At 38.7% G+C, this 23,033-nt stretch carries 21 protein-coding genes; 12 read left to right on the top strand and 9 right to left on the bottom strand.

The genetic code is table 11. The features are described from left to right. From LVD16_RS05315 to LVD16_RS05290, 6 genes are all read right to left on the bottom strand, one after another. The gene (locus LVD16_RS05315) at nt 1-1,083 is read right to left on the bottom strand and encodes a hypothetical protein (RefSeq protein ID WP_233772807.1); all 1,083 of its coding nucleotides are present in this window, start codon (nt 1,081-1,083) and stop codon (nt 1-3) included. After that, the gene (locus LVD16_RS05310) at nt 1,080-1,904 is read right to left on the bottom strand and encodes a tail fiber protein (protein ID WP_233772804.1); all 825 of its coding nucleotides are present in this window, start codon (nt 1,902-1,904) and stop codon (nt 1,080-1,082) included. The genes LVD16_RS05315 and LVD16_RS05310 overlap by 4 nt, the downstream gene beginning before the upstream one ends. After that, nucleotides 1,894-2,829 (bottom strand): hypothetical protein, encoded by a 936-nt coding sequence (locus tag LVD16_RS05305; protein WP_233772802.1) that lies wholly within the window; start codon nt 2,827-2,829, stop codon nt 1,894-1,896. Before LVD16_RS05305 ends, LVD16_RS05310 begins: the two co-directional genes overlap by 11 nt. 340 nt (nt 2,830-3,169) lie before the next feature. Beyond that, on the bottom strand, nt 3,170-4,186 hold the full coding sequence (gene galE / locus LVD16_RS05300; protein WP_233772800.1) for a UDP-glucose 4-epimerase GalE: 1,017 nt from the start codon (nt 4,184-4,186) through the stop codon (nt 3,170-3,172). 5 nt (nt 4,187-4,191) lie between these two features. Beyond that, nucleotides 4,192-5,448: a nucleotide sugar dehydrogenase gene (locus LVD16_RS05295; protein ID WP_233772798.1), complete on the bottom strand. Its 1,257-nt coding sequence runs from the start codon at nt 5,446-5,448 to the stop codon at nt 4,192-4,194. Continuing rightward, nucleotides 5,445-6,464, bottom strand: a complete 1,020-nt coding sequence (locus tag LVD16_RS05290) for an NAD-dependent epimerase (protein ID WP_233772796.1) — start codon at nt 6,462-6,464, stop codon at nt 5,445-5,447. The genes LVD16_RS05295 and LVD16_RS05290 overlap by 4 nt, the downstream gene beginning before the upstream one ends. A 97-nt stretch (nt 6,465-6,561) precedes the next feature. Here LVD16_RS05290 and LVD16_RS05285 point away from each other — a divergent pair, with 97 nt between their 5' ends. Genes LVD16_RS05285 through LVD16_RS05250 form a run of 8 tightly spaced genes read left to right on the top strand, consistent with a single transcriptional unit; the run spans nt 6,562 to nt 13,464 of the window. Beyond that, nucleotides 6,562-7,380, top strand: coding sequence for a Wzz/FepE/Etk N-terminal domain-containing protein (locus LVD16_RS05285; protein ID WP_233772794.1), 819 nt, complete (start codon nt 6,562-6,564; stop codon nt 7,378-7,380). Between the two features lie 3 nt (nt 7,381-7,383). Beyond that, a complete protein-coding gene (locus LVD16_RS05280; RefSeq protein ID WP_233772793.1) occupies nt 7,384-8,040 on the top strand; it encodes a heme exporter protein CcmB in 657 nt (218 codons plus the stop codon). A 13-nt stretch (nt 8,041-8,053) separates the two neighbouring features. Beyond that, nucleotides 8,054-8,713: a cytochrome c biogenesis protein CcsA gene (gene ccsA / locus LVD16_RS05275; RefSeq protein ID WP_233772791.1), complete on the top strand. Its 660-nt coding sequence runs from the start codon at nt 8,054-8,056 to the stop codon at nt 8,711-8,713. 53 nt (nt 8,714-8,766) lie between these two features. Then, nucleotides 8,767-9,021: a CcmD family protein gene (locus LVD16_RS05270; protein WP_233772789.1), complete on the top strand. Its 255-nt coding sequence runs from the start codon at nt 8,767-8,769 to the stop codon at nt 9,019-9,021. Nucleotides 9,022-9,066: 45 nt separating this feature from the next. Further along, on the top strand, nt 9,067-9,477 hold the full coding sequence (locus LVD16_RS05265) for a cytochrome c maturation protein CcmE domain-containing protein (protein WP_233772787.1): 411 nt from the start codon (nt 9,067-9,069) through the stop codon (nt 9,475-9,477). A 49-nt stretch (nt 9,478-9,526) separates the two neighbouring features. Further along, nucleotides 9,527-12,061, top strand: a complete 2,535-nt coding sequence (locus tag LVD16_RS05260) for a heme lyase CcmF/NrfE family subunit (RefSeq protein WP_233772785.1) — start codon at nt 9,527-9,529, stop codon at nt 12,059-12,061. Between the two features lie 18 nt (nt 12,062-12,079). Next, nucleotides 12,080-12,871 carry a Rossmann-like and DUF2520 domain-containing protein gene (locus tag LVD16_RS05255; protein ID WP_233772783.1) on the top strand — a complete coding sequence of 264 codons (792 nt, stop codon included), beginning with the start codon at nt 12,080-12,082 and terminating at the stop codon, nt 12,869-12,871. Next, nucleotides 12,871-13,464, top strand: coding sequence for a hypothetical protein (locus tag LVD16_RS05250; protein ID WP_233772782.1), 594 nt, complete (start codon nt 12,871-12,873; stop codon nt 13,462-13,464). The genes LVD16_RS05255 and LVD16_RS05250 overlap by 1 nt, the downstream gene beginning before the upstream one ends. Here the strand turns inward: LVD16_RS05250 and prmC are convergent. Further along, nucleotides 13,461-14,345, bottom strand: coding sequence for a peptide chain release factor N(5)-glutamine methyltransferase (gene prmC / locus LVD16_RS05245; RefSeq protein ID WP_233772780.1), 885 nt, complete (start codon nt 14,343-14,345; stop codon nt 13,461-13,463). The two genes, LVD16_RS05250 and prmC, sit on opposite strands and share 4 nt — an antisense overlap. A 53-nt stretch (nt 14,346-14,398) precedes the next feature. On the opposite strand from prmC, the gene ribD reads away from it, so the two are divergent. The 4 genes from ribD (at nt 14,399) to LVD16_RS05225 (ending at nt 20,957) form a co-directional block, all read left to right on the top strand. After that, on the top strand, nt 14,399-15,430 hold the full coding sequence (ribD, locus tag LVD16_RS05240; protein ID WP_233772778.1) for a bifunctional diaminohydroxyphosphoribosylaminopyrimidine deaminase/5-amino-6-(5-phosphoribosylamino)uracil reductase RibD: 1,032 nt from the start codon (nt 14,399-14,401) through the stop codon (nt 15,428-15,430). Further along, a complete protein-coding gene (msrC, locus tag LVD16_RS05235) occupies nt 15,423-15,905 on the top strand; it encodes a free L-methionine (R)-S-oxide reductase MsrC (RefSeq protein ID WP_233772775.1) in 483 nt (160 codons plus the stop codon). Before ribD ends, msrC begins: the two co-directional genes overlap by 8 nt. A 204-nt stretch (nt 15,906-16,109) precedes the next feature. Continuing rightward, complete coding sequence (locus LVD16_RS05230; RefSeq protein ID WP_233772773.1) at nt 16,110-19,376, top strand: SusC/RagA family TonB-linked outer membrane protein; 3,267 nt, start codon at nt 16,110-16,112, stop codon at nt 19,374-19,376. Between the two features lie 42 nt (nt 19,377-19,418). Further along, complete coding sequence (locus LVD16_RS05225) at nt 19,419-20,957, top strand: SusD/RagB family nutrient-binding outer membrane lipoprotein (protein WP_233772771.1); 1,539 nt, start codon at nt 19,419-19,421, stop codon at nt 20,955-20,957. Between the two features lie 68 nt (nt 20,958-21,025). Here LVD16_RS05225 and LVD16_RS05220 read toward each other — a convergent pair whose 3' ends face one another. Continuing rightward, complete coding sequence (locus LVD16_RS05220; RefSeq protein ID WP_233772769.1) at nt 21,026-21,682, bottom strand: phosphatidylserine decarboxylase family protein; 657 nt, start codon at nt 21,680-21,682, stop codon at nt 21,026-21,028. Nucleotides 21,683-21,724: 42 nt separating this feature from the next. Next, a complete protein-coding gene (locus tag LVD16_RS05215) occupies nt 21,725-22,999 on the bottom strand; it encodes a Glu/Leu/Phe/Val family dehydrogenase (RefSeq protein WP_233772767.1) in 1,275 nt (424 codons plus the stop codon). Between the last annotated feature and the right edge of the window lie 34 nt (nt 23,000-23,033).

Here is a 23,033-nt window from a genome sequence, read left to right as displayed (position 1 = left end):
TTACTGGTTATCCTTCTCTAATTCCTTAATTCGTTTCTCTAATTCAATAATATGCAGCGTTAACTCCTCTACTTTTTTAAGCAGAAGCATATTCATTTCACCTACTTTAATTCCTTCCGCTTCCATTTCTTTAGCGGCAGGTATGTCTGGCAAGTGATGGTTTTCCTGGATATATCTTTCAATGGTAGATAGAGTAGGTAAATTATATTCAGGGGCAAACACATAATCCGGAACGGGAATATTTGTATCTACTTTTACTTCTTTAGAATGGATCACTCCATTTACAGTAAGTTTTTCATCGGGTTGCAAAGTGCCAATGCCCACTTTCTTCCCTACAAGGTTAAAGTCATTTCTAGCTAGGTTATCCGATGGGCTAGGCATCCACCCATCTTCGTAAACATTAGTTAAATAAGGCAAAGCCAGATAAACTTCTATATTAGATCCCTTCACGCCCATAGAAAAAGAGAATCCATAAAGATTTGTAAATTGTGACACATCGATAATTTCATCGATTCTATACCATCCATCAGTGGCGGCATTTGCCGTTTGTTTAGTTATAGTGAGGCCTGTTTCCTTGAACTTATAGCCAGCATCGCTTCCGAAACTTACAGAAGTACCTTGACTTATTTTTACCCAGGCTCTAAACCTAACTTTGGCAGTTAATAGATTTTTTTCAAAGGGAAAATAGACAGCGGCGTGGGTACCACTATTATTACCTGTAATTTTCAAAATCTTCCCTCCTGCATAGTAGTGCCAGCCATCGGCTAAGCCACCACGTAAAGTTCTAGGGCCCTTGTTATAGACACCATAATAATAAGGTTTGCTCTCAGTGGCCGCATCCGGGCTTGAGGCGGTACTCGAAGGTGCAGAAGGCAAATATGGTCCTTCAAAACCCTTGGTGAACGGATGAACTGCCTTAATATTTAATGTTCCTCCATAAGGAGTATAGCCTACCGGAACATCGGATTCTCCCAACATATCCATATAGCTATTCATTATTAAATTAGGAGCATTAGATTCCTGAGCTATAACATTTAGGTAGCTAAATGCAGAAAGCACAATGAGTAGTAAAACCTTTTTCATTCTTTTTGTAGTAGTTTTTGGATTAGTTTGTTTTGTTGATCGTTCTGTTTCTTCAACTCTATGATATGCAGCGTTAGCTCCTCCACCTTTTTAAGCAGCAGCATATTCATTTCACCGACATTTATTCCTTCGGCCTCCATTTCCTTCGCCGATGGCACCTCCGGCAGATGTTGGTTTTCCTTAATATATTGTTCTATAAATGACAATGTAGGAAGTCCATATTCTGGTGCAAAGACATAGTCTGGCGCCGGAATATTCGTATCTACTTTCACTTCTTTGGAATGGATGGTGCCGTTTACGGTAAGGAGTTCATCTGGGCTAGTTGTTCCTATGCCTACATATCCTGCATTAAAATAAGAGTGCTCACCACCGGATGATATTTTGACTTTTTGATTATTTGAAGAATTATAAAGAGATAAAACTCCACTCCACTGATTTACTCCTAAACTGATCCTCTTCGGATTTACGTCTCCCAGACCAAGCACCATTAAATCACCATTTTCCTGTGAGTTTTGAACTGAAAGCTTTGCTTGAGGGGCATTAGTACCAATACCTACAAAACCACCGTTTCTCATTATAACCATTTTAGGTGATCCTCCTGTAAAAAATTTGAGACCTCCATAACCGGATATGTAACCCGTAGGTGCTGATGCATGCCAGCTATCAGAATACCACCCAATCGAGTAATTACCCACATTATAGCCTGCATAGCTAAAATTATCTGAACCTACATTGAGTCCTATCCCTGAGTTTAATGGAACATTTTGGGCTCTAATTACAAACGGAAGAGCCACTAAAATCAAGAGTAATTTATTTCTCATTTCTCATTTCTTTAACCTCACTTTTCAACTCTTTAATTTCTTCACTCTGCTGAATTATATATAGCGTTAACTCTTCTACTTTTTCTAAAAGCTTTTTATTCATTTCACCTAAATCCACACCATTAGCTGCTACCTCTGAGCTTGTTGGGATACCTGGAAGGTGTTTATTAATATGAATGTAGTTCTTGAGTTCTGAAAGTGGGGTTAAAGAATATTCCTCTTCAAATACATAATCTGCCCATGATCCTGTCTGCACATTGATCTCTCTGGCTCCTATCTTTCCCTCGACGGCTAACTTATAAGAGCCAGGAACAGCTGTACCTATCCCCACCTTACCCTTTACAATGAGATCGTTTTTCCCTGGATTGGCAAAACTGAATTGATCAGCCACCAACATTCCCCCAGCTTTAAGGCCTGAGGCCGATGTGAAGTCAGGGGAATTGATTATTTTAAGAAATCTATTTAGTTCCGCATCTTCTGATCCAGTGTAGATTACAGGACTCTCGGAGTTATCTAACAGAATATTACCTCTGATATCTAATTTAGAAAGTGGCCTTGCAGTACCGACACCAATATAACCTTTAACTATGAGATCGTTTTTTCCTGGGTTTGCATAATTGTAACTATCAGAAATTAGTATTCCACCAGCCTTTACACCTGAAGCTGAGGTGTATTCAGGTGAATTTTGAAATTGAATATATCGATTTAATTCATCCGTACCCACGCCAGTATAAATTCGAGGATTATTCGTACCCTCAATTACAACATCTCCCTGAATATGTAATTTCTTCTCTGGAGCACTAGTTCCTATTCCAAGATTTCCATTATTGTAATATACATCACTAGTTCCATTAATTGGCGTCTGGGCCAGAACAGTGGAAAACACAGATAATAAAAAGATGATCACGCTTATGCTTTTCTTCATTTGTTCTCTAATTTTTCTATTATCTTATTTTGTTACACTAAATTCTTTCTGTTGAAACCTATCCTGGCGTTGTGCACTTAAGCAGGCGAGTTGAATAGATTGAATTTCTTCAGCGGGTAAACCTAATAATATAAAAGATTTAAAAAACACCTATTTACCACTCAAAATCACATAAAACAATGGAAATATTATATATAACTAAACTAATAATATATCCTACACGGCTCTTCATTGCTTAGAAAATATTCCTTTTCAAGGAAAAACTTACATTAACATAAACTCTCATAATAAAAAAAGGGAAGCCTCACGACTTCCCTTTCATTTCTATATTTCTAAAATTTTACTTCAAAGACTGTTGCCAGTTCCAGGAATCTTTCAGCGATTCTGCCAAGCTAATGTCAGCTTTCCATTTTAGTCCGTTCTCCACTTTGGTAGCGTCTGAATAAACTTTTTCCACATCTCCAGCTCTTCTTGGCCCTATTTCGTAATTAAGTTTTACTCCTGTAACCTCTTGGAAAGTATCTACTACTTCTTGCACAGAATTACCATTACCGGTACCTACATTAAACACTTCAAGACAATCTTCTTTCTCAGCTAAAAGATAATCAAGAGCAGCGATATGAGCTTTGGCCAAATCTACCACATGTATATAATCTCTTATACAGGTTCCGTCCGGAGTGTCATAGTCATTACCAAAAATGGTAAGTTTCTCCCTTATTCCAGCAGCTGTTTGAGTGATGTAAGGAACCAGATTATTAGGTGCTCCAATAGGTAATTCTCCAATTCTTGAAGAAGGATGGGCACCTATAGGATTAAAATATCTCAAGAATATTCCTTTGAACCCCTTAGTTACTTTAGAGAAATCTGTGACTATGTTCTCACACATTTGCTTAGTACGTCCGTAGGGCGACTCAGCAGGTTTTGTAGGAGAATCTTCTGTAACAGGCAGCTGATCTGGCTCACCGTAAACGGTACAAGAGGAAGAAAAAACAAAATTACTCACTCCTTCTTCTTCCATCACTTTCAGCATGATGATAGTAGAAAGAAGGTTATTTTGATAGTACTTCAAAGGCAAATTTGAAGACTCACCCACCGCTTTAAAAGCAGCAAAATGAATAACGCCAGAAACTTCGGCGTGTTTCTTAAATACTGATTTTACAAACTCATAATCACCACAGTCTCCCTCTTCAACTTCTATCTTTTTTCCTGTCAGCTCCTCAACTCTGTCTACAATAAATTTTTCAGAGTTAGAGAAGTTATCAATGATGATGGGCGTATAACCAGATTTCACTAGTTCCACGCATGTGTGAGAGCCTATGTAGCCGGCTCCTCCTGTTACTATTATTTTCTTTTCCACGGTAATTAAAGTCTAGCAGTTACAGAATTTTTATCCCAAAATCCCTTTATATCATAAATGGCGGTGTGCTCATCTGTAATATCACTTAAATTTAAGTTAGTAAATTCATCGTGACTCACGGCCAAAACCACTGCATTATATTTCTTATTTGGCTTTTCAATTAGGTCTAAACCATACTCATGTTTCACCTCTTCTTTGTCAGCTGAAGGATCATATACTTCTACGTTAGCCCCAAAGCCTTTTAACTCTTCTACCACATCAATCACGCGGCTATTTCTTATATCAGGACAATTTTCCTTGAAGGTGATTCCTAGCACCAATATGTGACTATTATTAATCGGGTTATCCTTTCTAGTCATCAACTTGATCACCTTATTGGCCACATGAACTCCCATATTGTCATTAATTCTTCTGCCTGAAAGAATAACTTCAGGGTGGTATCCTAAGCTTTCTGCTTTATAAGTAAGGTAATAAGGGTCTACTCCAATACAATGTCCACCGACCAACCCTGGCTTAAAGGGCAAGAAGTTCCATTTAGTACCAGCAGCTTCAAGCACCTCGTGCGTATCAATTCCTACTTTATCGAAAATAAGAGATAGCTCATTTACAAAGGCAATATTGAGATCTCTCTGCGAGTTCTCTATAACTTTAGCCGCTTCAGCAACTTTAATAGAAGAAGCTTTGTGTGTACCAGCCGTAATAATGGTTTTGTATAACTGATCTACTTCCTCAGCAATTTCGTCGTTGCTACCACTAGTAACTTTCTTTATTGACGGTAATCTGTGAACCTTATCACCCGGATTAATTCTCTCTGGAGAATAGCCGCAATAAAAGTCAGTATTATATTTCAGCCCGCTTACTTTCTCTAAGATAGGTACACATACTTCCTCTGTACAGCCTGGAAATACCGTTGATTCGTAAATTACAATATCACCTTTCTTAAGAACCTTCCCTACGGTCTCACTAGCCTTTTCAAGGGGAGTTAGGTCAGGCTTTTTATATTGGTCTATTGGGGTAGGTACGGTAACAATATAGATTTGTGCACTTTCCAAATCAGAAATCTCAGCACTGTACTGTAATTGAGATGCTTCTTTTAGTTCATCTGCATCTACCTCCAGCGTTCTATCAACACCGTTTTCTAGTTCAGAAATTCTTTTTTTATTAATATCAAAACCAATTACCTTGATTTTCTTTCCAAATTCAACTGCTAGAGGTAAGCCTACGTACCCCAATCCAATTACAGCTACAGTTTTATTACTCATTTTATATTATAATAGTCTAAATACCAGTCTACAAACTGTTGAATACCATACTTAAGCGGTGTTTCAGGTCTAAAGCCGACAGCTTCCGCTAAATCATCAACATCTGCATAAGTTTCAAGTACATCTCCAGGTTGTAATGGCATATAATTCTTAATTGCTTCTTTACCTAAGCACTCTTCCAAAGTGCTAATATATTCTAAGAGCTCTACCGGTTTATTATTACCTATATTATAGATTCTATACGGAGCCCAGCTAGTACCAGGGTCTGGATTCTGCTTATCCCAGCTCTCATCCTTTGCAGGAATTTTAGTAACTAATTTCTCAATTCCTGAAACGATATCTCCTACATAGGTAAAGTCTCTTTTCATTTTGCCATTATTAAACACATTAATAGGCTTACCTTCTAAAATGTTTTTGGTGAAAAGGAATAATGCCATGTCAGGACGTCCATATGGTCCATAAACGGTAAAAAATCTTAGTCCGGTAGTTGGCACATTATAGAGATGTGAGTAAGTATGCGCCATCAACTCATTAGACTTTTTGGTGGCCGCATATAATGAAACCGGATGATCTACATTCTGATGAACAGAGAAAGGCATCTCAGTATTTCCTCCATATACAGAGCTAGAAGATGCATAGATGAGGTGTTTCACTTCATTATGACGACACCCTTCAAGGATATTTAAAAAACCCTGAATATTGCTAGCAATATATGCATCGGGATTAGTGATTGAGTATCTTACTCCTGCCTGTGCCGCTAAATTGATGACATAATCAAACTTATAGTTCGCAAATAGCTCATCCATTTTTGCTTTCTCGCACAGGTCCAGCCTTTCAAATGAGAAAGATTCATATTTCTCGAGAACCTCCAGTCGTGCTTGCTTCAGATTAACATCATAATAATCATTTAGATTATCTAAGCCTATCACTTCATAGCCTTGCACTAACAACCTCTCACATACATGTAGCCCTATAAAGCCCGCCGCACCTGTTACTAATATTTTCTCTTTATCCACAGAACATTTATTATATGTTTGGTTGGCAAAGGTAATAATTATGGTTATGCTATATTAAATGTTTAAATATATTTGCACTAATTATTAAAAAACCGACATGACCACACAGAAAACTGACGAAATTGATTTAGGGGAGTTACTGGTTAAAATTAAAAGATCTATTATAAGTCATAGGTTACTTATCATAGCTTTGAGCATACTTGGCCTTATCGTCGGTGTTGTGTTATTTTACTCCAAGCCTAATGTTTATGAGAGTGAAATGGTAATATATTCCGAGGTCATTGAAGAGACATTAATCTCTACTATCGGTGAGAATCTTGATAAGATAGTATCTGATCGTAATCACAAAAACCTAGCTAATAAACTTTCATTACCAGATAGTATTGCAGCTGCAATATCAAGCATCGAAATTGATTTAGATCAAAATCAAAAAAATAAAAAAGGCTCATTTTTCACCATCAGAGTAGATGCCTCTTCCAACGCATATTTCAATCAGATAAACGCAGGAATTATCAACTATCTGTCTTCTAATGAGTATGTTAAAAAAAGAGTTACACTGAAAAAGGAAAATTACCAAAACCTAATCAGCAAGCTAAATACGGAAATTGGTCAAATTGATAGTTTGAAAGGCAACCTTTCTGGTCTGGATAATAGAGGAAGAGATGTTACCATTTTAAGTCCTTCTATGGTTTATGAAACGCTAATCACCCTGTACAAAGATCAACTCGACGCTAATGAAAGTTTAGAATTAGCCGAAGGAGTAGAAATAATCGATACTATTGATTACAGCAGACCTGTAAGTGCAGGATTATTCAAGTCAGCGGTAGTTGGTTTTGGAATTGGTCTAATGATCAGCTTTATGATCATCTTCTTACTTGAAGTAAGCAGCTATATCAAACAATACGAAAAGCAATAAACATTGATTTTCCATTTCATTAAAAAAGAGCTTTTATTAGAATGGCGCCAGCGATACGCTATCAACGGAATATTGCTATATCTAGTAAGCACCATTTTTATATGCTACCTCAGTTTTAATGTAAAAACCAACCAGCTTGATCCAATCACATGGAACACGCTATTTTGGATCATCATACTTTTCACCTCAATTAGTGCTATAGCTAAAAGCTTTATCCAAGAAAAACAGGAAAGATACCTTTATTACTATTGGATATTAAAACCTCAAACTCTTATCCTGGCTCGTGTTATTTACAATGGCATTTTAATGATGATTTTAGGATTAGCCGGTTTCATCATTTACAGTATTATCCTTGGAAATCCAGTACAAGATCTGCTGCTCTTTATTGTTAATCTAGTTTTAGCCTCTATCAGCTTTTCTACCGCTTTAACAATGATTTCGGCCATTGCCTCCAAGGCGAATAATAACCAGACGTTAATGGCCATCTTAGGCTTTCCTGTAATCTTACCTATGCTTCTGATGATCATTAAAATATCTAAAAATGCTATGGACGGATTACCAAGAGATTCCAGCTACAGTGAGATACTCACATTATTTGCAATTAATCTAATTGTTGGAGCCGTATCTTACCTCTTATTCCCGTATATTTGGCGCAGCTAAGTGATTATGGAATATGAAGAAGACCTGGTGGAAAATCTTAACCGTTCTTTTACTATTATACACCATATTAGGTGGTTTATTATTCAAGGTGCCACGCCTGAATATTCTCAATGAAACCGTCAGAGCCCTACATTTTCATGTACCCATGTGGTTCGGCATGATTATAATGCTGTTGATATCCGTAATATTTTCGGTTCTTTATTTAAGATCATCTGATTCCAAATATGATATTGCGGCCATTGAATTTGCTAATGTTGGTGTGGTTTTCGGCATATTGGGTATCATTACCGGCATGCTTTGGGCACAATTTACATGGGGTGACTGGTGGAGCGGAGACCCTAAGCAAAACGGAGCTGCTGTTGGGCTTCTTATTTACTTTGCCTATTTCATTCTAAGAGGCTCCCTGGAGAACCAGGATCAGAAAGCAAGAATAAGTGCAGTATATAATATCTTCGCTTTTTTCGCCCTTATTCCATTACTATTTGTATTACCGCGACTTACCGACTCGCTGCATCCCGGCAATGGAGGCAACCCAGGCTTTAACGCTTACGACATGGATAGCAGGCTGAGGTTGGTGTTTTATCCTGCAGTTATCGGCTGGACATTGCTTGGTGTATGGATTACCTCAGTTAGAATAAGAATCAACAAAATAAATCATTCTCTTTTATCATGATTGATACCCATCTCAATCTGAAATTACACCATTAATAAATTCGAGAATTTAATATGAAAAAGATTTTTTCAATCCTTCTGTTCATCTTATGCTCACTAAGCATGCAAGCACAAGACAAGATAAAGGTCACTGAAGAAGACTACAATAATACTGAAGTAGAAATGGCTGACCAGTTTAGAGAAGACGGCAAAATATACGTGCTTACTGGCGTTATAGTGCTTATTCTCGGTGGTTTAGTCACCTATCTTGTGATCATAGACAGAAAGGTGGCAAGAATAGAGAAACAATTGCCAAATCATAACAGTTAGAAACCTTTTTGACCCTAAATTTGTAGCATATAAGATTTTAATATTATGAAGGCATCACATATTATCGGTATCGTAATTATCGCTGTTGCCATAGGAATAATCATAGCCACCGCAGGTGACGCTAGTTCTTATGTTACATTCAACGAGGCTCAGGAAATGGCTGAGAATGGTAATGGCAATAGTATTCATGTAGTGGGAGAACTCACTAAGGACAACAGCGGAGAAATTATTGGGATTGAGCCATCGCCAGACAAGTTATCTTTTTCTTTTGTAATGGTTGATGACAATCAGAAACAGCAACGAGTTTATTACAATGAACCTATGCCAGCTGATTTTAAAAGATCTGAGAAAGTGGTAGTTATAGGTTCTTATAAAGATGACCTTTTCATAGCCGATAAAATCCTGATGAAGTGCCCATCTAAATACCAGGAAGAAACGGTGAATGCAGAAATTTAGCAGCCATGATCAGTGGGGACGCATCATACAAATCGTTTAAAAAGAAATTATGATACATACATTAATAGGTGACCTCGGTCACCTTTTTGTTATTATTTCTCTTGTTACTGCATTACTTGCAGCATTCAGTTATTTTAAAGCCGCTCAAAAAGATGATTTAGCCGCAGAAGGCTGGAAATCTATAGGCAAAATGTTTTTTTCATTTCATGCTATCGCTGTTTTAGGGATAGTTGTTTGCCTCTTCTACATCATATACGGCCACTATTTCGAATACCATTACGCCTGGAGTCATTCTTCTCGCCAACTACCTACTCATTACATGATTTCATGTTTTTGGGAAGGACAAGAGGGCAGTTTTCTTTTGTGGATGTTCTGGCATGCCATCTTAGGCATCATTGTAATTGCTACTAATAAATTCTGGGAATCATCTGTGATGACTGTATTTTCATTGGTGCAGGCTTTTCTGGCGTCAATGATTTTGGGTGTTGTAATCCCTGGCCTTGAATTGAAACTGGGAAGCTCTCCTTTTATTCTTCTAAGAGATGCTATTGACGCTCCTATTTTTGCTTCTCAGCCTGACTTTGTTCCTAAAGATGGTACCGGTCTGAATCCATTATTACAGAACTATTGGATGGTGATTCACCCTCCTACGTTATTCTTAGGTTTTGCATTATGCACGGTGCCTTTTGCTTACTGTATAGGTGGCCTTTGGAAAAAGAGATATAGAGATTGGATAAGACCTGCTTTGCCTTGGGCATTGGTAGGAGGCGCTATCCTTGGTTTAGGTATACTCATGGGCGGATATTGGGCATATGAAACCTTAAACTTTGGTGGTTATTGGAACTGGGATCCTGTAGAAAATGCAGTATATGTACCTTGGTTATTCCTGATAGCAGCTATTCACACCATGATTACCTTCAGAAGCAGTGAAACCGCCCTGAAGGCAAGTATTGTATTGGTTATCACCACTTTCGTATTGCTCTTATACTCTACATTTCTTACAAGAAGTGGTATTTTAGGAGAATCGTCAGTGCACTCATTTACAGACCTGGGTCTTTCTGGTCAGTTATTGATTTACTTATTATTCTTCACTATCGGAGCCATTTGGCTGACAGTGATAAGATGGAAATACTTACCGACTTCAGAAAAAGAAGCCTCCACTTATTCCAGAGAGTTCTGGATTTTTATTGGTGCGCTCGTATTGTGCATGATGGGCTTCCAGGTATTGATTCCTACTTCCATACCAGTATATAATAAAATAGTAGAAGCCTTTGGAGTTGTATCAAATCTAGCACCTCCTGCAGAGCAAATTCAATTCTACTCTAAATTCCAACTATGGTTCGCTGTAGCAGTGGCTTTGCTTTCTGGTGTAGGCCAATTCTTTTGGTGGAAGAAAATGGACAAGAGTCAGCTGAAGAACAGCCTAATCATTCCTGTAGTTATAACACTTATCACCACGATGATCATCATATTAGTGAAAAATGTGGCTGATCCTTCTTATATAGTTCTATTACTTGCTGGTGTATTTACAGTTGTGGCAAATGGAAAGATCTTTATCGATGTATTTAGAAAAAGCCCTGGTTTATCTGGCGGTGCCGTAACCCATATCGGAGTGGGCATGATCTTAATAGGGATTATGTTCTCCGCAGGATACTCTAAAGTAGTGTCTTTGAATAGAACAGGAATGCTCATTTCAAAAGAGTCTTCTAATGAATTTAATAGTGAAAACCTTCTTCTTTTTGTAAATGAACCAAAGGAAATGGCAGGTTACGAGCTAAAATATAAAGGAGAGAGAGTGGAATCTGAATCTCCTTCTATGTTCATCAAAAAAGGAGATATAGAAAATACTGCCATTCCATATTTGGTTACAGCCAAAAGAGATATTGAAGAGGATGGTGAAACGGTTTTTCAAAAAGGTGATACCATAAAAATAGCTCCTGAAAACACTTATTATGAAATTCAATATAAGGACGGAAACAACAATATTTTCACGTTATATCCTAGAGCTCAGGTAAATGAGTCCATGGGTGGCCTACTAGCTTCACCGGACATTAAAAGAGGATTGGGTAAAGATCTTTATACCCACGTATCCTCTATTAGAAGCCCGAATGAAAAAGTAGAGTGGAGCGAAATGGAAGAGTTTAAAGTAGCTCCTGATCAAAATTTCTTTGTGAATGATTATGTCACTAGCATCAACAAAGTTGAAAGAATAGACCAGGTTGATGGCCTGGATCTTGGTCCTGAAGATGTGGCTGTTAGAATAGATATTATTGTGCAAGGGGAAGATGACAACTACCTGGCTCAGCCTATTTTCGTAATAAAAGACGGGCTAGTAGGTAGAATTTCAGATGAGATAGTTGACCTGGGCATAAAGCTTACTGTACTTAACATTCATCCAGATGAAAACCAGTTTTCTATCGGGGCAAACACACGTCAGAAAAACTGGGTAGTATTAAAAGCCATGGAAAAACCATTGATCAATATTTTATGGTCTGGCACTCTGTTATTAATGATTGGTTTTGGAATTGCTATTAACAGAAGGTATAAAGAATTCAAAAAAATGAGAGAGAAGGGAATGGAATAATTCCCTTTTCCAGAGCCTATGGCACACCAGCAGTATGTTACTTTCATCGGAGCCGGGAATGTGGCCTGGCATTTAGCACCAGCACTAGATAACGCAGGTTTTCCAGTAAGAGAAGTATACAGCCGCTCTACAAAAAATGCTAAAGCCCTGATAGGAAGGTTATACCAGGCTGAACTTAAAACAGATCTTGACTTCTCTTCCAGCGCTTCACAAATCTTCATTGTAGCGGTTTCTGATGATGCCATATCGGAAATAGCACAGGAAATAGTGTTACCAGATAACGCTATTATAGCTCACACATCTGGGGCTCAACCTATGAGTACGCTTTCTTATACTGCAGGAGAAAACATTGGGGTATTCTACCCACTTCAAACTTTCTCTAAAAGCAAAAAGATAGACTTCAGTAATCTACCTATTTGCGTGGAAGCAGAAAACAAGTTTACCCGCAACGTGCTAATAGAGCTCGCGGATTCCATTAGCAAGAAAGTTTATACAGTTGATTCAGCGGATCGTCGCTCTCTACACATAGCCGCAGTATTTGCCTGTAATTTCACTAACCATTTTTTTAAAATAGCTTCTGATATTCTTAAAAGTAAAAAAATGGATTTTGACCTACTCCATCCATTAGTGATAGAGACAGTATCTAAGGCCATGGAAATAGGACCAGAAAATGCGCAGACCGGCCCAGCTGTTCGCCATGATTTTGAAACTCTTGATAAGCACATGGAATATCTTGATGGTAATGAAGAGCTTTCTGAATTGTACAAACTTGTTTCACAACACATTATCGATACCTATCCCAAAGAATAATGTCTTCTCACCACATAGTACGAGACGATCAGGAGCCGGCACTCATTATTAACGAAGCCATTGATAATCTGGAGCATGTCCAACAGCTGCTAGAGTGGAGCCCAACCGTGATTTCCTCTCAGGACGCCTTGCCCTGGCTGATTAAAAATCAAATAAAAGTAGATGTGGTCATCTGCAAGAATGAGGATCAAAAAAACATCTTTCAACTTCTGGAATTTCAACAGCCCGTGAAGATACTGGGCTTTGAAGCCTTAGAATCATCGATTATTAGTGAGGCCATTAGCTTTTTAGGATATTCCAAATATCCTGCAGCTCATATCATCGGCCCCATCAGTAAGGACAGCATGATGACTATTACAAATTATACTTCACTGAACCTGAACTGGTCTGATGGTGACAACATGTGGTCATTATTCAAATCTGGTAGGTTTAGCAAATGGTTAAAGGAGAAGCATGAATTACAGCTTGCAGGATCTTCCCTTCAAATAAAAGGCGATTTCGAAAAGGTTGATGATCAAAAAATAATCACCGCTTCTGCAGGCATAATAGAGATAACTAGTCCGGAAGTTTTCTGGATAGGTGAGCGGCTTTAATCAAGCCCTCCCACATCTACAGAATTAGTAGCTCTCACTATTCGATCCTTTCCATGGATATCTTTTACTACCTCTACGTGGGTATAATCCATTACTTCCAACAGCATTTGTACTTCTTCGCCGTACCTTTCATTGATCTCGAAGTATAAACTTCCTCCTTCTTTCAACGCCTGTTTAGATAGCTCAGCTATTCTTCTATAAAAAATTAAAGGGTCGCTATCCTCCACAAAAAGAGCAGTATGTGGCTCATAATCAAGTACATTGCTTTTCATATCTACCTTCTCGCTCTCCAATACGTAAGGAGGGTTGCTAATTATGACATCAAGCCCGGTTAGAGGAATCGGCTCTTTTAGTATATCAATCAAAAGAAATTCCACTGGCACTTCATACCTCTCAGCATTTTTACGAGCGATTTTTATCACCCTAGGGTCAAAATCTATGGCGTTGGCCCTTACTTCACGGAGTTCTTTGGTCAGTGTAATTGGTATACATCCCGTTCCTGTACCAATATCAAGGAAACGAATCTTCTTACCTTTATTCTCATTAACAATCAGCTGAATGAGCTCTTCTGTCTCTGATCTCGGGATGAGTACCCCTGGGCCCACATTAAATTTTCGGCCATAAAATTCAGCCTCACCTAAAATGTATTGAATAGGCTCATGATCATTGATCCGCTTCAGCATTTGCTTCAGAGCTTTCTCCTTTTCTTTGGAAAAATTCACAGACCTATCCAGAATGATCTCCGTTTTGTTGATATCAAACAGATCTTCCAAAACCATATGAGCAATACTCGAAATCTCCTCAGGAGCTTCATCTATGGTTATTTCTTGAATAATATATTGGAGTAGCTTTTTTGACGAGTCTGGACTGCTTTCTGACATGGTTATATAATGCGGAAGAGTTTGTTTATCATTGTAAAGCCAGAGCAAATCTAATGAATAAAGACGAACAATATATTACCCGTGCATTTGATTTAGCAGCAAACGGACTAGGTCATGTAAGTCCAAATCCTATGGTAGGCTGCGTTATAGTGCATAATGATAAAATAATTGGAGAAGGGTGGCATAAAAAATATGGCGAGGCTCATGCTGAAGTCAATGCCATTAATAGTGTTAAAGATCAGTCCTTACTTCCCGAAGCTACCGTTTATGTTACTCTGGAACCTTGTTCTCATTTTGGCAAAACGCCACCTTGTGCCGATCTATTAGTGAAGCATAAAGTAAAGCGAGTAGTGATCGCCAATATTGACAGCAACCCTCTGGTAGGAGGGAAAGGAGTGAAAAAACTAGAAGATGCTGGTATAGAAGTAATTACGGGAATCTTAGAAGATAAAGGCTGGGAAGTTAACAAGAGATTCTTTACTACCTTAAAACACAAACGCCCCTACATTATTCTAAAATGGGCCCAAACGCAAGACGGATTTGTAGCCAGAAAAAACTACGATTCTAAGTGGATAAGCAATGAAAGCAGTCGGAAGATGGTGCACAAGTGGCGGTCTGAGGAAGACGCTATAATGGTAGGCACCAATACCGTGGAGCATGATAATCCAAAGCTCAATGTTCGTAGCTGGGAAGGCAGAAATCCTGTAAGGATAGTCATAGACAAAAGACTCAGACTTGATAAAGAGCTGGCTCTGTTTGATGGCAGCCAGCCTACCATATGTTATAATTTAATGAAGGATGAGGAAAACCATCATTTAACTTTTGTACAGCTCGATGAAAATAATTTCTTAGAAGCTTTACTCCATGATCTCTATGACCGAAATTTGCACAGCTTAATTGTAGAAGGCGGCTCTCTTTTATTAAACAACTTTATAGAAAAAGGGCTTTGGAATGAAGCTTTAGTTTTCATCTCTCCACAACAGTTTGAGGAAGGCATAGCAGCACCTGCAATTAACGGTTTAGTAGAAACACAACAAGTAGCAGAAGACCAGCTGCTCATTTTTAAAAACCTGAAAAATGGCTGAAGAACTTATCGTAAATAAAAGCGCTAGCAAGCAGGAGAAATACAAAGACCTCATTCCTCAGATTCAAGGCCTGATTATGGGTGAGGATGACCTCACAGCCAACCTGGCCAATATATCTGCCGCTCTGAAGTTTGGTATGGACTTTTTTTGGGTAGGCTTCTATTTGGTTAAAAATGATGAACTTGTTTTAGGTCCATTTCAGGGCCCCATTGCCTGTACGAGAATCAGAAAAGGCAAGGGTGTTTGTGGTACCACCTGGGAGAAAAAGGAAACTTTATTAGTGCCCAACGTAGATGAATTCCCTGGCCACATCGCTTGTAGCTCCGAATCCAAATCAGAGATTGTTTTGCCTGCCTTTAAAGACAATGAAGTATTCCTTATACTGGATGTAGACAGTGACAAAGTCAATGACTTCGACGAAACCGATAAGGAATTTCTACAGCAGATCATCTCCCTCATAGAAGAGAAGATTTAACTCAATTATATATTAAGATTTCATGATACTTTCTACCATCTGTCAATGGTAGACAATCACCCTTTTGCCCCAAAAAAATGATTTTATCCTCCTATTTGCGATAAAATCACCCCCCTGTATACGTGTATCATTCCTTTTAATAAGCAATTACCTTAACACCAGCACAAGGTGTGCTTAATAATTAATTAACTAAATCAACTTATTATGAGGAAACTATTACTATTCATGTGCCTCTGCATGTGTTCCTTTACCCTCTTTGCCCAAACACAAATAACAGGTAAAGTAACCAGTGCAGAAGATGGTGAAAGTCTACCCGGCGTTAACGTTATCATAGAAGGTACTGGTAACGGTACAGTAACAGATGTAGACGGCAACTATTCATTATCCGTACCTGGCTCTGCTAAAACACTCATCTTTTCTTTTGTAGGATTACAGACTCAGAAAGTAGATATCGGTTCACAAACAGTAATCGATGTACAAATGAACTCTGACATTACCGAACTTAGTGAAGTAGTGGTTACCGCTTTAGGTATTTCGAGAGAAAAAAGATCGTTGGGTTATTCAACTCAGGAAGTTAGCGGTGACAAAGTTAATACTGTACAGACTGACAACTTTGTAAATTCACTATCTGGAAAAGTAGCTGGTGTAAATATTAAAAGAACTACCAATATGGGTGGCTCTACTAATATTGTTATCCGTGGTAACACTTCCCTTACTGGAAACAACCAGGCACTTTTTGTGATTGATGGTGTGCCTATCAGCAATAATATCTCTAATAGTCGTGATCAGGAACAGTCAGGAGCAGGTTATGATTATGGTAATGCCGCTGCAGATATCAACCCAGATAACATTGAGTCCATTAACGTACTGAAAGGAGCTGCTGCAAGTGCCCTTTATGGATCCAGAGCTGCTAATGGGGTGATTATGATTACCACTAAAAAAGGATCAAAAAAGGCCAATGGAGGCTTAGATATTGCTATCAATTCTGGTGTAACCTTTAGCAAGGTAGATAAAACTACTTTCCCAAAATACCAGACACAATACGGTGCTGGCTATGGCCATTATTATAGTGGCCCTGAAAGTTATTGGGACGTAGAAGACCTCGATGGAGATGGCACTGATGATTTGCTTGTTCCTTTTTATGAAGATGCCTCATATGGCGCTCCCTTTGATCCTAACCTGATGGTGTTTCAGTGGGATGCTCTGGATTCAGAATCTCCAAATTATTTAAAGAAAACACCATGGAAAGCTGCTGATAATGGCCCTATCGAATTCTTTGAAACAGGCGTTACTTATAACAACACACTTTCCATAGGTAAAACCAATGAAAATGGTTCGTATAGATTTTCTTACACCAACTTTGACCAAACGGGAATTCTCCCCAACAGCTCGCTGGAAAGAAACAACTTTTCACTTAATGTATCTTCTAAAGTAACGGATAAACTTACGGCATCGGCTTTTGGTAATTTCATCAAAACAGATGCATTAGGCAGAAACTCTACCGGATATGGTGACAATATCACTGGTATGTGGAGACAATGGTGGCAGACCAATGTAGATATAAAAGCATTGGAACAAGCCTATAAATCAACCGGTAGAAATGTTACATGGAACTGGGCTGCTAGTGATGATCAAGTACCTATTTTCTGGGATAACCCTTACTGGACTCGTTATGAAAACTATCAGAATGATACTCGTAAAAGGTTTATTGGTAATATGGCGCTGAGCTACGATCTCACTGACTGGCTTAACATCTACGGCCGGGTTGCAGGAGATACCTATTCAGCTTTGCAAGAGGAGAGAAGAGCCATTGGTAGCGTACCTAGCGATTTTGGTATCGGCTCAGGACAAGATGGAAGTATCAACAGGATAGATGTAGGGTCTGGCTACCAAAGAAGGGATATCGTATTTAGTGAATACAACTATGATCTAATGCTGAACATTCAGAAAGATCTATCTGAAAAATTCAATATCAAAAGTGTTTTAGGTTTCAACTCCAGAAGAACCAATTACCAGTCTATTTTCTCAGCTACCAATGGAGGCCTGAACATAGAAAAACTCTATTCTCTTCAGAACAGTGTGGACCCTCTACCATTACCTAAAGAAGTAGATTCAAAAATTGGTGTAGATGGCCTTTATGGAAGCGTTTCTTTAGGGTACAATGGTATGTTATTCCTGGATGCTACATTGAGAAGAGACCATTCTTCTACGCTCCCTGAAGATCATAATACCTTCTATTACCCTTCTGTGGCAACTAGCTTTGTTTTCTCAGAAATGCTCAACCAGCCATGGTTATCATTCGGAAAAGTTAGAGTAAACTATGCTGAGGCAGGAAATAGTGCTGGCTTCGATCAAATCAACGACACTTATGTTGTGCTTACGGCGCTAAATGGACCTAATGCCTCAGTAGCAGACACCAAAAAGAATCCTGACCTTAAACCTGAAACTACTAAAAGCTTAGAAGCAGGCCTTGAAATGAGCTTCTTTAACAGAAGGCTCGGCTTTGACCTGGGCGTTTACAAAACCAATACTGTAGATCAGATTTTGCCAGTTAGGGTATCTGAAAGTACTGGTTATTTGTATAAGGTGATCAACTCTGGAGAGGTTGAAAATAAAGGTATTGAATTATCATTATTTGGAACACCAATAAAAGCTGGAGACTTTCAGTGGGATGTTAACTTAAACTGGACCAAGAACCGAAACAAAGTACTTTCCCTTACTGAGGGATTAACTAATCTGCAGTTAGGCTCATTCCAGGGTGGTGTAACCATTAACGCTACTGTAGGAGAACCTTACGGAGTAATTTATGGCACAGACTACACTTACCATGAAAATGGCGGCAAGCTGGTGAATGATATTAGCGGTGAGTATATCAAAACGGATAAGTCAGATCATGTTATTGGTAATGCCAACCCGGAATGGCAGGCAGGTTTAAATAACAGCTTTAGCTACAAAAACCTTAGACTCAGTTTCTTAATAGATGTGCAAAAAGGAGGAAGTATATTCTCTTTAGACCAGTATTATGGCCTTGCTACAGGGCTGTATGAAGAAACAGTTTTCATCAATGATTTGGGCAATCCTGTAAGAAATACCCTCGAAGATGGCGGCGGGTTCATTAATGATGGCGTAAATGGTGATGGAAGCCCTAACGAAACCAGAATACAAGCAGATAGATATGGAGCTTTTGGTTACAGAAGAGGACTTCCTGATAAAGCTTTTGTTTATGACGCCAGCTATGTAAAGTTAAGAGAAGTGGCTCTATCATATAGTCTACCTGATGGTATGCTAACAAAGCTTCCTTTCAATGGAATAACCTTAAGCGCTGTAGGATCTAACCTATGGATTATACATAAAAACCTACCTCATGCTGATCCAGAATCTGGTTTAGGCGCAGGTAACTTGCAAGGTTATACTGCTGGCTCATTGCCATCTACCAGAAACTACGGCTTCAATCTCAAATTACAGTTTTAAAACCTGTTCCATCATTTGAAGAATATTTAAAAAATGACACACATGAAAAAAATACTAATAATATTGTTGAGCATCGGTTTAATTACTTCTTGTAATGACTTTGATGAACTCAACACCAACGTGAAAGACCCATCAGAAGTACCTGGCGAGGCACTTTTCACTGGGGCTCAGAAGAATCTGGTGGATCAGCTTACCAGCACTAATGTAAATTATAATGTATTCCGTTTGTTTTCACAGTACTGGACACAAACGCAATATCCAGACGAAAGCCAGTATGATTTAGTGACCAGGACCATTCCTGAGCAGCATTGGAGTGTTCTTTATAAAGATGTATTGAAAGATCTCAACGAGGCGGCCATTGTTCTTGAAAACACAGAATTACTACCCACTGATGATCCTGTGGAGAAGGAGAACAAAATTCTCATCACCGAAATCATGTCGGTATTCACTTACTCTATTTTGGTGGAAACCTTTGGAGATGTGCCCTATGAGCAAGCTTTAGATATAGAAGTATTACTACCAAAATATGATGATGCCCAGACCATTTACATGGACCTGATCACCAGATTAGATGCCGCAAGAGACGCTTTAGATCCTGCTCATGGAAGCTTTGGAGATGAAGATAATCTTTATCAAGGCGATGTTACGAAATGGATCAAGTTTGCCAATTCATTAAAGTTAAGAATGGGAATGCTGTTAGCCGATGTAGATAATGCTTCCGCTAAAAACATAGTAGAAGAAGCCGTTGCAAATATATTTGAAAGCAATGCAGATAATGCATCCTTAATATATCTCAGCGCTACGCCAAACACTAATCCATTATATGTAGACCTGGTGGCCAGTGGAAGACATGATTTTGTCCCTGCCAACACGCTAATCGATATCATGCAGCCTAGAGAATACGAATACTTAACTGATGATAATGAAGATGGTGTAATCAACGAAAAAGATAATGCTACTGTAGTGCTAGGTTCTGTAACCATGACTGATCCAAGAGCAGAATTTTACTTTGCCAGTAATGTGGATGCTGATCCTACTGTAGAGCAAACCGTATACTTAGGTGGTTTATATGGCCTACAAAATAATTTTGGGTCTAGTACCCATATTGCTGATGCCATTCAAGAGCCAACCTTTCCTGGTACTATCCTCGATTATGCGGAACTTGAATTCTTGTTAGCCGAAGCAGTGGAGAGGGGCTACAACGTAGGCGGCACCGCAGAAGAACATTACAATAAAGCTATTATGGCATCTATGGACTTCTGGGGTGTGAGTGAAGAAGCCGCTAATAACTATTTAGCCCGAACAGATGTGGCTTATACCACAGCTTCTGGTGACTATAAACAGAAGATAGGCCTCCAAAAATGGATTGCTTTGTACAATAGAGGCTTTACCGGATGGAGAGAATGGAGAAGACTGGACTATCCTGTTCTACTTCCTTCTGTTGATGCCGTAAGTGCTCTACCAGTTCGTTATACCTATCCTATAGTAGAACAGACACTCAATGGATCACAGCGGGCTTCAGCCGCTGCAGCCATAGGTGGTGATGATGTAACTACTAAACTTTTCTGGGATATGAATTAAAAGGAAAATCTATAAAACAAAAAAGGCGGTGAAATCACCGCCTTTTTTGTTTACAGCATCAGATGCTGTTATATTTCTGCTATTACAGTTCTACCACCTTTGGTTTTCTCACCTATGTTTACTTTCACTTTTGCATCTAGCGGTAAGAATACATCTACTCTAGATCCAAATTTAATGAAACCAAACTCTTCTCCCTGCTCAAACTGCTGACCTTCCTTTGCATACCATTTGATTCTTCTGGCTAAAGCACCAGCAATCTGACGAACCAAAACAGGCACTCCCTTGTCGGTTTTCACCACTAACGTAGTTCTCTCATTTTCCGAACTGGATTTAGGATGCCATGCTACCAAATATTTACCTGCATGATATTTAAAAAACTCTACCACACCTTTAACAGGCATTCTGTTTACATGCACATTTACAGGTGACATGAAAATAGAAATTTGAAGTCTTTTGTCTTTCAAATATTCCGTTTCAGTAGTTTCTTCTATTACCACTACTTTCCCATCCGCTGGAGCCACTACGTGCTTGTCGTTGATAGGAATAGTAATTTTAGGATGTCTGAAGAACTGTAAAATCAATAAAAAGAGTATAAAACTAGCTGCTAATACCAGATTAAAAACGATTGGTTTTTCTGGTATAAAATATAAAACCAGGCCATTAATAATGATTAGCACTATTAATAGAACCGCGAGTAATACTCTTCCTTCTTTGTGTATAGTCAATTTTAAACTGTTTTAATAATTTGCAAATATCTCTATTCCAAATTAATAACCACCACGAAATTTATATGTTTTAGCTACTTTGTCAATAGCCACTACATAAGCTGCAATTCTCATGGATACATTGTACTCTTTGGATGTACGGTAAACGTTATCAAAAGCATCTTTCATAATCCTGTCAGATCTTCTGTTTACTCTTTCTCCAGTCCATTTATATCCTAGTCTGTTTTGCACCCACTCAAAGTAAGAAACAGTAACACCACCAGCATTTGCTAAGATATCTGGAGCCACCATAATTCCTTTATCGTTAATTAAAGCATCTGCTTTAGCTGAAGTAGGGCCGTTAGCACCCTCCACAATAAGTTTGGCTTTAATTTTATCAGCGTTATGAGATGTAATTACATCTTCAGTAGCAGCTGGCACAAGTACATCTACTTCAAGGGTCAATAACTCTTCGCCGTCGATTTTCTCAGCGCCGCCATATCCCTCTAGTGAACCGTTATTACCATTTCTATATTCAATAGCTTCCTGAATATTGATTCCCGATGCATTATAATATGCACCTGAAAGATCACTTACAGAAACTACTTTCACACCTCTTTCTTCCAAAAGAAGTGCAGCGTAAGATCCTACGTTACCAAACCCCTGTACAGCACAAGTAGCTTTATAAGGATTGATTTTTAATTTTTCCATGGCTGCCAAAGCAGAAACCATTACCCCTCTACCAGTAGCTTCAGTTCTACCTAATGAACCACCAAGTACCAAAGGCTTACCAGTAACAACAGAGTTTACAGTCATACCTTGTGTTCTTGAGTATTCATCCATTAGCCAGGCCATTTCTCTTGGTCCCGTACCCATGTCCGGTGCTGGAATATCTCTGTCAGGTCCAAAGATTTCGATCATAGTTAATGTGTAAGCACGCATTAACCTTTCTATCTCTCCTGAAGACATTTCTCTAGGGTTACACTTGATTCCACCTTTAGCTCCACCGTAAGGAATATCCACTACGGCGCACTTCCAGGTCATCCATGCAGCCAAAGCCTTTACCTCATCTATGTTTACACCGGGATCGAATCTAATCCCACCTTTAGAAGGTCCTAATATATTAGAGTGGATTACCCTAAAACCTTCAAACACTCTGATAGATCCATCATCCATAGTTATTGGTAAGGAAACTATCACTTGCTTGGCGGGAGACTTCAGTACGTTATATACTTCATCATCTAACCCAAGTATTTGAGAGGCGATGTGAAATCTCGACATCATGGCCTCAAATGGATTCTTCTCGTCCTTTATTGGAGCTGGTTCAATATAACCCATATCAATGGTTTTTAAATTACTAAAACGATTGCAA

Source organism: Fulvivirga ligni, assembly GCF_021389935.1.
GTDB classification, from domain to species: domain Bacteria; phylum Bacteroidota; class Bacteroidia; order Cytophagales; family Cyclobacteriaceae; genus Fulvivirga; species Fulvivirga ligni.
Note: the sequence above shows the minus strand (reverse complement) of the source record. Positions and strands in the feature narration are given on the sequence as shown.

What these genes read in the sequence shown, in the direction of transcription:
- LVD16_RS05315 (WP_233772807.1), bottom strand. Translation starts at nt 1,083, where the DNA reads ATGAAAAAGGTTTTACTACTCATTGTGCTTTCTGCATTTAGCTACCTA.
- LVD16_RS05310 (WP_233772804.1), bottom strand. Translation starts at nt 1,904, where the DNA reads ATGAGAAATAAATTACTCTTGATTTTAGTGGCTCTTCCGTTTGTAATT.
- LVD16_RS05305 (WP_233772802.1), bottom strand. Translation starts at nt 2,829, where the DNA reads ATGAAGAAAAGCATAAGCGTGATCATCTTTTTATTATCTGTGTTTTCC.
- LVD16_RS05295 (WP_233772798.1), bottom strand. Translation starts at nt 5,448, where the DNA reads ATGAGTAATAAAACTGTAGCTGTAATTGGATTGGGGTACGTAGGCTTA.
- LVD16_RS05285 (WP_233772794.1), top strand. Translation starts at nt 6,562, where the DNA reads ATGACCACACAGAAAACTGACGAAATTGATTTAGGGGAGTTACTGGTT.
- ccsA (WP_233772791.1), top strand. Translation starts at nt 8,054, where the DNA reads ATGAAGAAGACCTGGTGGAAAATCTTAACCGTTCTTTTACTATTATAC.
- LVD16_RS05270 (WP_233772789.1), top strand. Translation starts at nt 8,767, where the DNA reads ATGAAAAAGATTTTTTCAATCCTTCTGTTCATCTTATGCTCACTAAGC.
- LVD16_RS05265 (WP_233772787.1), top strand. Translation starts at nt 9,067, where the DNA reads ATGAAGGCATCACATATTATCGGTATCGTAATTATCGCTGTTGCCATA.
- LVD16_RS05260 (WP_233772785.1), top strand. Translation starts at nt 9,527, where the DNA reads ATGATACATACATTAATAGGTGACCTCGGTCACCTTTTTGTTATTATT.
- LVD16_RS05255 (WP_233772783.1), top strand. Translation starts at nt 12,080, where the DNA reads ATGGCACACCAGCAGTATGTTACTTTCATCGGAGCCGGGAATGTGGCC.
- LVD16_RS05250 (WP_233772782.1), top strand. Translation starts at nt 12,871, where the DNA reads ATGTCTTCTCACCACATAGTACGAGACGATCAGGAGCCGGCACTCATT.
- prmC (WP_233772780.1), bottom strand. Translation starts at nt 14,345, where the DNA reads ATGTCAGAAAGCAGTCCAGACTCGTCAAAAAAGCTACTCCAATATATT.
- ribD (WP_233772778.1), top strand. Translation starts at nt 14,399, where the DNA reads ATGAATAAAGACGAACAATATATTACCCGTGCATTTGATTTAGCAGCA.
- msrC (WP_233772775.1), top strand. Translation starts at nt 15,423, where the DNA reads ATGGCTGAAGAACTTATCGTAAATAAAAGCGCTAGCAAGCAGGAGAAA.
- LVD16_RS05230 (WP_233772773.1), top strand. Translation starts at nt 16,110, where the DNA reads ATGAGGAAACTATTACTATTCATGTGCCTCTGCATGTGTTCCTTTACC.
- LVD16_RS05225 (WP_233772771.1), top strand. Translation starts at nt 19,419, where the DNA reads ATGAAAAAAATACTAATAATATTGTTGAGCATCGGTTTAATTACTTCT.
- LVD16_RS05215 (WP_233772767.1), bottom strand. Translation starts at nt 22,999, where the DNA reads ATGGGTTATATTGAACCAGCTCCAATAAAGGACGAGAAGAATCCATTT.